We start from the raw sequence: 12,792 nt of genomic DNA on the forward strand, positions 1-12,792 counted from the left end.
TGGGGCGGCAGCCGAATGCCGCGACTCTCAGCGTGCCCGCTCCGATTCGAGCATTCGCCTAGTGATTCCTTCTTGCGGCCCGCTCCCGTGCTGGCTATGGGCCCGTGACACCCCGCGCTTGTACACGCCGTTCCCGCGACGGACGGGCGCTCGGACCGGGGGCCCGGGCGGGAATGCCCCGCGCACGCCTAGGAATTCCCCTAGAGCGCTTTGCGCGGCTGCCGATCACCCCCGGAGCACATGCGAATGTGAGGGCTGCTCCCGTCCCTCCGCTCTCGGTATCTGGAGTGCCATCGATGAACGAGCCGGTGCCCACCGACCTCCGGAACGTCCTGCCGGGCCGCGAACCCGTGGCCGTCGTCGGTCTCGCGTGCCGGCTGCCCGGAGCCGACGGCCCGGCCGCCTTCTGGGACCTCCTCACCGCGGGCCGCAGCGCCGTCGCCGACACCCCGGACGACCGCCGCGAGGGCGCGCCGGCCGACGGCTGGCCCACCCCGGACGGTGGCACCGCCCCGTTGCGCGGCGGCTACATCACCGCGCCCGCCGACTTCGACGCCGCGTTCTTCGGCATCTCGCCCCGCGAGGCCGACGCCATGGACCCGCAGGCCCGCCTCGCCCTCGAACTGGGCTGGGAGGCACTGGAGCACGCCGGTGTCCCCGCCCGCTCCGCCCCCCGCGCCACCGCCGTCCACCTCGGGGCGGACGTCTGCGACTACGCCGACGTCGTACGACGCTCCGGCCACGCGCCCGGACACCACACCCTCACCGGGCTCAACCGCGCCCTCATCGCCAACCGGCTGTCGTACGCACTCGGCGTCAGCGGCCCCAGCATGACCGTGGACAGCGCTCAGTCCTCCTCCCTGGTCGCCGTCCAGATGGCCTGCGACAGCCTCCGACGGGGCGACTGCGAACTCGCCCTGGCCGGCGGCGTGCACCTCAACCTCAGCCCCGAAAGCTCCCTGGCCGCAGCCCAGTTCGGAGCGCTCAGCCCGGACGGCGCCTGCCACACGTTCGACGCCCGCGCCAACGGCTACGTACGCGGCGAGGGCGGCGGCATCGTCGTCCTCAAGCTCCTCGACCGGGCCCTCGCCGACGGCGACCACGTGCACGCCGTCATCCGCGGCGGGGCCCTCAACAACGACGGCACCGGCACCAACGTCACCACCCCCGACGTCACCGCTCAGCAGGCAGTCCTGCGCACGGCCTACGAACGCGCCGGAGTCGACCCCGCCGACGTCGGCTACGTGGAACTCCACGGCACCGGCACGCGGGTCGGCGACCCCGTGGAGGCCACCGCCCTCGGACAGGTCCTCGGCGCCGCCGCCGGCCGCCGGACCCCGCTCGCCGTCGGATCGGTGAAGACCAACATCGGTCACCTGGAGGGCGCGGCCGGCATCGCCGGGCTCCTGAAGACCGTGCTGTGCCTCTCCCACGGCCACCTCGTGCCCACCCTCAACCACGAACGGCCGAACCCGGCCATCGACCTCGACCGGCTCGGCCTGCGCGTCCAGCGTGACCTCACCCCATGGACACCCGACACCCCCGGCGCCCCCCTCCGGGCGGGCGTCTCCTCCTTCGGCATGGGCGGCACCAACGCCCACCTGGTCCTCGAAGCCGCCCCCGCCCCCGCGGCCGACAACCCGCGCACCCCGCGCACCGCCCCCGCCACCGTCCCCTGGCTGCTCTCCGCCCGCACCCCGCATGCCCTGCGCGCCCAGGCCGAACGCCTGGACCAGCACGTCCGCGCCGGCCGGCCAGACCCGGTCGACACCGCCTGGTCCCTGCTCACCACCCGCACCCACCTGGAACACCGTGCCGTCGCCGTCGGCACCGACACCCCTGACCTCCTGCACGCACTGGCCACCGCCGTGCCCGCGGGCCCGGTCGACGGAGACATCGACCGGCCGGTGTTCGTCTTCCCCGGCCAGGGCAGCCAGTGGCACGGCATGGCGGCCGAACTCCGCACCGGCTCCCCGGTGTTCGCCGACCGCCTGGCCGACTGCGGACGCGCGCTCGCCCCACACGTCGACTGGGACCTCGAAGCCGTACTGCGCGCCGACCCCGAAGCACCGCCCCTGGAGCGCTCCGACGTCGTCCAGCCCGTCCTGTGGGCCGTGATGGTGTCCCTGGCCGCCCTGTGGCAGGCCCACGGAGTCCGGCCCGCCGCCGTCGTCGGACACTCCCAGGGCGAGATCGCCGCCGCGTGCGTCGCCGGTGCCCTGAGCATCGAGGACGCGGCACGGGTCGTCGCCCTCCGCAGCAGGATCCTGGTCCCCCTGGAGGGCCGCAGCGGCATGGTGTCGCTCGCCCTGCCCCCGGACACCGCCCGGCACTTCACCGCCCGCTGGGGCGACCGCGTCACCGTCGCCGCCCTCAACGGACCCTCGTCCACCGTCGTCTCCGCCGACGCCGACACGATCACCGACATCCTCGCCACCGCCGACCGGGAGAACGTACGGGCCCGTCGCGTCGGGATCGACTACGCCTCGCACTCGGCGCACGTCGAACCCGTCCGTGAGGACATGCTGCGGCTCCTCGCCCCCATCACCCCGCGCACCCCCGAGGTACCCTTCCTGTCCACCGTCACCGGCGACTGGCTGGACGGCCCCGCCACCGACGCCGCCTACTGGTACGACAACCTGCGCCGGCCGGTCCTCCTCGAACCCGCCCTGCGCGCACTGGCCGCCGCCGGACACGGCGCCTTCGTGGAGGTCAGCCCGCACCCCGTCCTCACCGGCCCCGTCCAGCAGACGATCGAGTCCACCGCGGGCACCTGTCAGGCCGTCGTCACCGGCACCCTGCGCCGTGACGACGGCGGCCCCGCCCGCTTCCAGACCTCCCTCGGCGCCCTGTGGGCGCGGGGCGCCGACATCGACTGGACCCCGGTCTTCGCCGGCCTCGCACCGCGGCGGACGGAACTGCCCACGTACGCCTTCCAGCGCCGCCGCCACTGGATCGGCGGCGCCGGCACCCCGGCCGTGGCCGCCGAGGAGCAGGCCGTGTCCGCGACCGCTCCGGACCGGCGCACGACCACCCCGGACGCAGCCCGTCAGGTTCCCGCCGGTCGCTCCGACACCGATGCCCTGCGCCTCGTCCAGGAGAGCACCGCCGTCGTGCTGGGCCACCCCGACCCGACGGCCGTCGATCCGCGACGCTCCTTCAAGGACCTCGGCATCGACTCCGTCACCGCCGTGGAACTGCGCGACCGGCTCACCTCCCTCACCGGACGCGATCTGCCCGCTACCGCGGTCTACGACTACCCGACCCCGGCCCGCCTCGCCGACCGTCTGCGCACCACGTCCGACGACCCGGGGACCACACCCCTCGTTACCGCCACCTCCACCCCCGGTCCCACCGACGCGGACGATCCCATCGCCATCGTCTCCATGGGCTGCCGCCTCCCCGGCGGCGTGCGCAGCCCCGAGGACCTGTGGCAGCTCGTGACCGGGGAAGTGGACGCGCTGTCCGCCTTCCCGACCGACCGCGGCTGGGACCTCACCCACCTCTTCGACACCGATCCGGACCGCCCCGGCACGACCTACGTCAGCGAAGGAGGATTCCTGGACGGCGTGGCCGAGTTCGACGCCGGGTTCTTCGGTATCTCGCCGCGTGAGGCGCTGGCGATGGACCCGCAGCAGCGGCTGCTGCTGGAGACCGCCTGGGAGACCATCGAACGCGCCGGTATCGACCCGAAGGGGCTGCGCGGCAGCTCAACGGGTGTCTTCCTCGGAGCCACCGCCCCCGAGTACGGCCCCCGCCTCCACGAAGCCACCGAAGACGTCGAAGGCCATGTCCTCACCGGCACCACCGCCAGTGTGGCTTCGGGGCGTGTCGCTTACGCGCTGGGGCTGGAGGGCCCGGCGGTGACCGTCGACACCGCCTGCTCGTCCTCGCTGGTCGCGCTGCACCTGGCCGTGCGCGCCCTGCGCGACGGCGAGTGCTCCCTCGCCCTCGCCGCCGGTGCGACCGTGATGTCCAGCCCCGGCATGTTCGTCGAGTTCAGCCGACAGCGGGGTCTGGCGGGGGACGGCCGGTGCAAGCCGTTCTCCGCCGACGCCGACGGCACCAACTGGGCCGAAGGTGTGGGCGTGTTGCTGTTGGAGCGGCTGTCCGACGCCCGGGCCAACGGGCACCGGGTCCTGGCCCTCGTCCGCGGGTCGGCCGTCAACCAGGACGGTGCGTCCAACGGGCTGACGGCACCGAACGGTCCTTCGCAGGAGCGGGTGATCCGGGCGGCCTTGGCGGATGCCGGGGTGTCGGCGGCGGACGTGGACGTGGTGGAGGCGCACGGCACCGGGACCAGGCTGGGCGACCCGATCGAGGCGCGGGCGCTGCTCGCCACCTACGGCCAGGAGCACGACGCCGACCGTCCGCTGTGGCTGGGTTCGCTGAAGTCCAACATCGGCCACGCGCAGGCTGCCGCCGGGATCGCCGGTGTCATCAAGATGGTCGAGGCGATGCGGGCACGCGTCGCCCCCAGATCCCTGCACGCAGAGGAAGCCACTCCGTATGTGGACTGGTCGTCGGGGTCGGTGGAGTTGCTGGGGCGGGCTCGGGAGTGGGAGGCGCGGGAGGGGCGTCCGCGTCGGGCCGGGGTGTCGTCGTTCGGGATCAGCGGGACGAACGCGCACGTGATCCTGGAAGAGGCTGAAACGGAGGCCCCGGGGGTCGCGGAGCCGCCGTCGGTCGGGGACGGGGCCGGGATTCCGTGCCTTGTGTCGGCTCGTTCGGAGGGGGCGTTGGCCGGTCAGATCGAGCGGTTGAGGGCGCGTCTGGGTTCGGGTTCGGTGCGGTCGGTGGATGTGGCGTGGTCGTTGCTGGTGTCGCGGTCGGTGTTCGAGCATCGGGCGGTGCTGGTGGGGGGTGAGCCGGTGGTGTCGGGTGTGGTGTCGTCGTCGGCTGGTTCGCCGGTGTTCGTGTTTCCGGGGCAGGGGGCGCAGTGGGTGGGGATGGCGGTGGAGTTGTTGGAGTCGTCGCCGGTGTTCGCGGCTCGGTTCGCGGAGTGTGGTGGGGCGTTGTCGCGGTTTGTGGAGTGGTCGTTGACGGATGTGGTGCGGGGGGAGGTGGGTGCGCCGGGTCTGGATCGGGTGGATGTGGTGCAGCCGGTGTTGTGGGCGGTGATGGTGTCGCTGGCGGCGGTGTGGGAGTCGTTCGGGGTGCGGCCGGCTGCTGTGGTGGGTCATTCGCAGGGTGAGATCGCTGCGGCGGTGGTGTCGGGTGCGTTGAGTGTCGAGGACGGGGCGCGGGTGGTGGCGTTGCGGTCGAGGGCGATCGTGGCGTTGGCGGGGCGTGGTGGCATGGTGTCTGTCGCTCTGTCCCGTCGGGACACCGAGCGGTTGATTGCCGGGTGGGAGGGTCGTGTTTCGGTTGCTGCGGTGAATGGGCCTTCGTCGACGGTGGTGTCGGGGGATGCGGACGCGCTCGACGAACTGGTTGCTCATGCGGGGAGGGTGGGCACGCGGGTGCGTCGTATTGAGGTGGACTATGCCTCGCACTCGGCTCATGTGGAGTGTGTTGAAGGTGAGTTGGGGGAGGTTCTGTCGCCGGTCGTGGCGGGTGAGCCGGTGGTGCCGTTCTTGTCGACGGTGACGGGTGAGTGGGTCAGGGGGGGTGAGACTGATGCGGGTTACTGGTATCGCAACCTGCGTCAGCCGGTGTTGCTTGAGCCCGTGATCGCCGCGTTGGTCGCGGATGGTCATGGCGCGTTCTTGGAGATGAGCCCGCATCCGGTGCTGACGGTGCCGGTGGCGGAGACGGTGGAGGCGGCGGGCGTCGATGCGGTGGTGGTGGGTTCCCTGCGTCGGGGTGAGGGTGGCCTGGAGCGTCTGTACGTGTCGATGGGTGAGGCGTGGGCGCGGGGCGTTGATGTCGACTGGACGGCCGCCTTCGACGGGCTGGCTCCGCGCCGCGTCGAGCTTCCCACCTACCCCTTCCAGCGGCGGCGTTACTGGCTGGACGCGCCGTCGAAGTCCGGGCAGCACGCCGCCGCCGATCCGGTGGAGGAGCAGTTCTGGCGGACCGTGGAGGAAGGAGACCTGGCGGAGCTGGCCGCCACGCTCGGGGTGTCCGAGCGTGACGGGCTGCATGCCGTCGTCCCGGCACTGGCGGCCTGGCGGCGGTCACGTCGTGAGCATGACCTGGTGGACGGCTGGCGTCATCGGGTCGAGTGGCGGGCCCTTCCGGCTTCGGTGGTTGCGGCCAGGGGCGACAGCGAGGGCACCTGGCTGCTCGTCGTCCCGTCGACCGCCGAGGACGCGGAAGCGACCTCCGCCGTACGGGGTGCGCTCGAAGCCCGTGGCATCCGCACCCTGACCGTCACCGCCGTCCCCGAGGGCATGAACCGGGCGGACCTGAAGGCACTGCTCGGCCGGACCGTCGATGCCGAAGCCGTCACCGGTGTCCTCTCCCTGCTGGCCCTCGACGCCCGGCCACACCCGGAGCACCCGCCCGTTCCGCTGGGGCTGGCCGGAAGTCTCGCGCTCGTCCAGGCGCTCGGTGACGCGGGGATCGAGGCGCCCCTTTGGTGCGTGACCCAGGGAGCAGTGGGCACCGGCCCGCACGACGCGCCGACGTCTCCCGTCCAGGCCGGCGTCTGGGGCCTGGGCCGGGCCGCGGCGTTGGAGCATCCCCGGCGATGGGGCGGGCTCGTCGACCTCCCCGCGACTCCCGCATCCGGCACGGTGGCCCTTCTGCCCCACGTCATCACCGCGGGCTCGGAGGAGGACCAGGTCGCCCTGCGGGAGGGCAAGGCGTACGGCCGTCGGCTCGTCCACGCGCCCACCGACGGCAAGCCGGCCCCGCGCGTCTGGAGACCGCGCGGCACCGTCCTCGTCACCGGAGGCACCGGCGCGTTGGGTGCCCACGTCACACGGTGGCTTGCGGACAACGGAGCCGACCACGTCGTTCTCACGGGACGGACGGGCGAGGGGCCTCACGTCGAAGAACTGCGCGCCGAGCTCCAGCGGTGCGGGACCCGGCTCACCGTCGTCGCCTGTGACATGGCCGACCGTGCGGCGGTGGCCGGCCTGGTCGCCCGGCTCGCCGAGGACGGCGCCCCGGTGCGGTCCGTCGTGCACGCGGCGGGCGTGAGCGTACTCGGGCCGATGGCGGAGACCGGGGCGGAGGACCTGGCGGCCACCCTCTCCGGAAAGGTGCTGGGCGCGGAACACCTGGACGCCGTCCTCGACCCCGGACAGCTGGATGCCGTCGTCTACTTCTCCTCCATCTCCGGCACCTGGGGCGTCGCCGACCACGCCGCGTACGGTGCCGCCAACGCCATCCTCGACGCCCGTGCCGAGCGGGGCCGGGCCGACGGGGCACCCGTCCTGTCCGTCGCCTGGGGCCCCTGGGCGGGCGGCGGCATGATCGCCGAGTCGGTGCGGGACGACCTCCGACGGCGGGGCGTTCCCGTGATCGAGCCCGCCCGCGCGATCGCCGGACTCCAGCAGGCCCTGGACCATGACGACACGTGCGTCGCCGTCGCGGACGTCGACTGGAAGCGCTTCGCCGAGGTCTTCACCTCCGTCCGCGGCAGCGCGCTCCTGCGGGAACTGCCCGACGCCACGGCGTCCGAGGACGGCGACCGCGACGGCACCCACGCCGACGGTACCGCGGGTGCGCTGCGGGGGATCGCGGCGCTGGAGCCCGCCCGCCGGACCGCCGCGCTGCGCGCGCTGGTCAGCGCCAACGTGGCCGCCGTGCTCGGACACACCTCGACGGACTCCGACGCACTGGGCGCCGAGACCGCCTTCAAGGACATGGGGTTCGACTCCCTCACCGCTGTGTCCCTGCGCGACCGGCTCAACCGCGCCACCGGCCTCACGCTGCCCACCACGGTCGTCTTCGATCACCCCTCCATCACGGCCCTGGCCGCCTACGTCGGTGAACGCGCGTTCGGTCGACCGGAGCGGGAGCAACAGCCGACGACCGCCGATGCCGCAGGCCCGGACGGCGCTCGCGCGGACGACTCCATCGCGATCGTGTCCATGGGGTGCCGCTTCCCCGGTGGCGTACGCAGCCCCGAAGACCTGTGGCGACTGGTCAGCGACGAGGTGGACGCCATCACGCCGCTGCCGGCCGACCGGGGCTGGGACCTGAACGCCCTGTACGACGCCGACCCCGGCCACCTGGGCACCAGCTACGTCCGGGAGAGCGGATTCCTGGACGGCGTGGCCGAGTTCGACGCCGGGTTCTTCGGTATCTCGCCGCGTGAGGCGCTGGCGATGGACCCGCAGCAGCGGCTGCTCCTGGAGACCGCCTGGGAGACCATCGAACGCGCCGGTATCGACCCGAAGGGGCTGCGCGGCAGCTCAACGGGTGTCTACATCGGCCTCACGGACCAGGAGTACGCCACCCGGCTGCGCGCCGCCTCCGGGGACAACGAGGGCTACCTCGCCACCGGGGCCGCGGCCAGTGTGGCTTCGGGGCGTGTCGCTTACGCGCTGGGGCTGGAGGGCCCGGCGGTGACCGTCGACACCGCCTGCTCGTCCTCGCTGGTCGCGCTGCACCTGGCCGTGCGCGCCCTGCGCGACGGCGAGTGCTCCCTCGCCCTCGCCGGGGCGGCGACGGTGATGTCGGGCCCGGGCGCGTTCGTCGCCTTCAGCCGCCAGCGGGCACTCGCGCCCGACGGCCGCTGCAAGCCCTTCGCCGCCGACGCGGACGGGTTCGCCCTCTCCGAGGGGGTGGGCGTGCTGCTCCTGGAGCGGCTGTCGGACGCGCGCGAGCACGGGCATCAGGTGCTGGCGGTGGTGCGCGGGTCGGCCGTCAACCAGGACGGCGCGTCCAACGGGCTGACGGCACCGAACGGTCCTTCGCAGGAGCGGGTGATCCGGGCGGCCTTGGCGGATGCCGGGGTGTCGGCGGCGGACGTGGACGTGGTGGAGGCGCACGGCACCGGGACCAGGCTGGGCGACCCGATCGAGGCGCAGGCCCTGCTCGCCACCTACGGCCAGGAGCATGACGCCGACCGTCCGCTGTGGCTGGGCTCGGTGAAGTCCAACATCGGTCATACGCAGGCCGCTTCGGGTGTCGCCGGCGTCATCAAGATGGTCGAGGCGATGCGAGCGGGAGCACTGCCCAAGTCACTCAGGGCCGAACGGCCCAGCACGATCGTGGACTGGTCGTCGGGGTCGGTGGAGTTGTTGGGGCGGGCTCGGGAGTGGGAGGCGCGGGAGGGGCGTCCGCGTCGGGCCGGGGTGTCGTCGTTCGGGATCAGCGGGACGAACGCGCACGTGATCCTGGAGGAGGCGGAGCCGGAGGTCATTCAGCCGCAGGGGTCCGAGACATCGGAAGGCGTGGCGGTTCCTCTGCTGGTCTCGGCTCGTTCGGAGGGGGCGTTGGCCGGTCAGATCGAGCGGTTGAGGGCGCGTCTGGGTTCGGGTTCGGTGCGGTCGGTGGATGTGGCGTGGTCGTTGCTGGTGTCGCGGTCGGTGTTCGAGCATCGGGCGGTGCTGGTGGGGGGTGAGCCGGTGGTGTCGGGTGTGGTGTCGTCGTCGGCTGGTTCGCCGGTGTTCGTGTTTCCGGGGCAGGGGGCGCAGTGGGTGGGGATGGCGGTGGAGTTGTTGGAGTCGTCGCCGGTGTTCGCGGCTCGGTTCGCGGAGTGTGGTGGGGCGTTGTCGCGGTTTGTGGAGTGGTCGTTGACGGATGTGGTGCGGGGGGAGGTGGGTGCGCCGGGTCTGGATCGGGTGGATGTGGTGCAGCCGGTGTTGTGGGCGGTGATGGTGTCGCTGGCGGCGGTGTGGGAGTCGTTCGGGGTGCGGCCGGCTGCTGTGGTGGGTCATTCGCAGGGTGAGATCGCTGCGGCGGTGGTGTCGGGTGCGTTGAGTGTCGAGGACGGGGCGCGGGTGGTGGCGTTGCGGTCGAGGGCGATCGTGGCGTTGGCGGGGCGTGGTGGCATGGTGTCTGTCGCTCTGTCCCGTCGGGACACCGAGCGGTTGATTGCCGGGTGGGAGGGTCGTGTTTCGGTTGCTGCGGTGAATGGGCCTTCGTCGACGGTGGTGTCGGGGGATGCGGACGCGCTCGACGAACTGGTTGTCCATGCGGGGAGGGTGGGCACGCGGGTGCGTCGTATTGAGGTGGACTATGCCTCGCACTCGGCTCATGTGGAGTGTGTTGAAGGTGAGTTGGGGGAGGTTCTGTCGCCGGTCGTGGCGGGTGAGCCGGTGGTGCCGTTCTTGTCGACGGTCACGGGTGAGTGGGTCAGGGGGGGTGAGACTGATGCGGGTTACTGGTATCGCAACCTGCGTCAGCCGGTGTTGCTTGAGCCCGTGATCGCCGCGTTGGTCGCGGATGGTCATGGCGCGTTCTTGGAGATGAGCCCGCATCCGGTGCTGACGGTGCCGGTGGCGGAGACGGTGGAGGCGGCGGGCGTCGATGCGGTGGTGGTGGGTTCCCTGCGTCGGGGTGAGGGTGGCCTGGAGCGTCTGTACGTGTCGATGGGTGAGGCGTGGGCGCGGGGCGTTGATGTCGACTGGACGGCCGCCTTCGACGGGCTGGCTCCGCGCCGCGTGGAGCTGCCGACGTACGCCTTTCAGCGGCGGCGTTACTGGCTGGACGCGCCGTCGAAGTCCGGGCAGCACGCCGCCGCCGATCCGGTGGAGGAGCAGTTCTGGCGGACCGTGGAGGAAGGAGACCTGGCGGAGCTGGCCGCCACGCTCGGGGTGTCCGAGCGTGACGGGCTGCATGCCGTCGTCCCGGCACTGGCGGCCTGGCGGAAGGCGGGCAAGGACCGGGCCACGGTGGACAGTTGGCGCTACCGGGTGGTCTGGCGGCCCTACGACCTGCCCGCCGCCGGCACCCTGAACGGCACCTGGCTCCTCGCCGTCCCGGAGACGTGGACCGACGACGAGCTGACGCTGCGGACCCGGGACGTACTGGAAGAGGCGGGCGCCGACGTCGTATGCCTCGCAGTGCCGGAATACGCGGACCGGGTGGTGCTGGCCGAACGGCTGGCGGATGTCGCGTCCGCCGACGAGCCGCCTGCGGGCGTGCTGTCGCTCCTCGCGTTGGACGACACACCCGACAAGCGGAGCAACGGTGTCTCGCGGGGGCTGCTGGCCTCCATGGCGCTGAGCCAGGCACTCCACGACACCGGGCCGGCCGTGCCGCTGTGGGCCATGACACGGGGAGCGGTCGCCGTCGGCCCGGCCTCGGAGGCACCGGACGCCGGACAGGCCGCCGTCCGGGGGTTGTTGCGGGTGGCCGCGCTGGACGACCCCGAGCGGTCCGGCGGCCTCGTCGACCTGCCGGCCGGGGACGGCGCGCACGAGCTGCTGTCCCGTCTGCCCGCTCTGCTGGCCGAGGCGGACACGGGAGACGGTGAAACACGGGGCCGCGAGACGGAGTTCGCCGTGCGCGCCGGTGGTGTGCACGCCCGGCGTATGGTCCGCTCGCCCCGAGGACCGGAGCCGGTGACCGCCGGCTCCGTCTGGAAGCCGCGCGGAACCGTCCTGATCACCGGAGGCACCGGTGCGCTCGGCGCCCACGTGGCCCGGGACCTCGCCCGGGACGGCGCCGGACATCTGCTCCTCACCAGCAGGCGGGGGCCCGACGCCCCCGGTGCGGCCGAACTGGAGCGGGAGCTGACCGGCCTCGGCTGCCGGGTCACCATCGCCGCCTGTGACGTCGCCGACCGTGCCGCGCTCGCCGCCCTCCTGGACGGTGTACCGGACGAACTGCCGCTCACCGCGGTCGTCCACACCGCAGGAGCCGTCGACGTGGCCAGGCCCCTCACCGAGGTCGACGCGGACGAGGCGGTGGACCTCATGCGTGCGAAGGTCGCCGGTGCCCAGCACCTGCACGACCTGCTGGGCGACCGTCCGCTGGACGCCTTCGTCCTGTTCTCCTCCGGTGCCGGCGTCTGGGGCAACGGCGGACAGGCGCCCTACGCCGCCGCCAACGCCCACCTCGACGCGCTCGCCGAGTGGCGACGGGCCGCCGGTCTGCCCGCCACGTCGATCGCGTGGGGCGCCTGGGCGGGCGGCGGCATGGTCGACGCGGAGGTCGCGGAGCAGCTGCTGCGCCGTGGCGTGCCCGCGATGGAACCGTGCCTCGCCGTGCGGGCGCTGCGCGAGGCGGTCGCGGGCGACGAGACGAACCTGATCGTCGCCGACATCCGCTGGGACCGGTTCGTACCGGCGTACTGCGCGCACGGGCACCGGCCGCTGATCGAGGACATCCCCGAAGTACGGGAGCTGCTGGCGGAGCGACGCCGGGAGGAAGCCGCGGAGCAGGACGACACCACGGCCGCCGACGGACTGCGGGGCCAACTCGCCGCTCTGCCGCCCGCCAAGCGGCGCCGACGACTGGTCGACCTGGTCCGCACCCACGTCGGCGCGGTCCTGGGCTCCGGCGACGCGATCAGGGCGGGCAAGGCGTTCCGGGACATGGGCTTCGACTCACTGACCGCGGTCGAACTGCGCAACCGGCTCGTCGCCGCGCTCGGCAGCCGGCTGCCCGCGACCATCGTGTTCGACCACCCCACACCGAACGCGCTGGCCGACCACCTCGACACCGAACTCTTCCCGGCTGAGGCATCCGGTTCCGACGTCGACCCTCGGCTGCGGGAACTCGAAGCGGCCTACCGCGCCCTGACCGACGCTGACGGCAGGCAACACCTCGCGGACGCCGTGCGCGACCTGCTGGACAGCTGGACGGCACCCACCGGTGAGCCGGCACCCACCGGTGAGCCGGAGCACCCGGCCGTCGACGAGGAACTCGTCGGCGCCTCGGACCAGGACATGTTCGACCTGATCGACAGGGAACTCGGGATCTCCTGAGCGGTCCCCCGACACG

The 12,792-nt window shown here is 72.9% G+C and carries 1 protein-coding gene; it reads left to right on the plus strand.

Annotated elements, in window-relative coordinates; all coding sequences use genetic code 11:
• Positions 1-296 precede the first annotated feature (296 nt).
• Entirely contained in the window at positions 297-12,776 is a 12,480-nt protein-coding gene (locus QQS16_RS38855) for a type I polyketide synthase (protein WP_286067295.1), read from the plus strand.
• Positions 12,777-12,792: the final 16 nt, after the last annotated feature.

The sequence above is a fragment of the Streptomyces sp. ALI-76-A genome, from assembly GCF_030287445.1.
Lineage (GTDB): Bacteria > Actinomycetota > Actinomycetes > Streptomycetales > Streptomycetaceae > Streptomyces.

What these genes read in the sequence shown, in the direction of transcription:
- QQS16_RS38855 (WP_286067295.1), top strand. Translation starts at nt 297, where the DNA reads ATGAACGAGCCGGTGCCCACCGACCTCCGGAACGTCCTGCCGGGCCGC.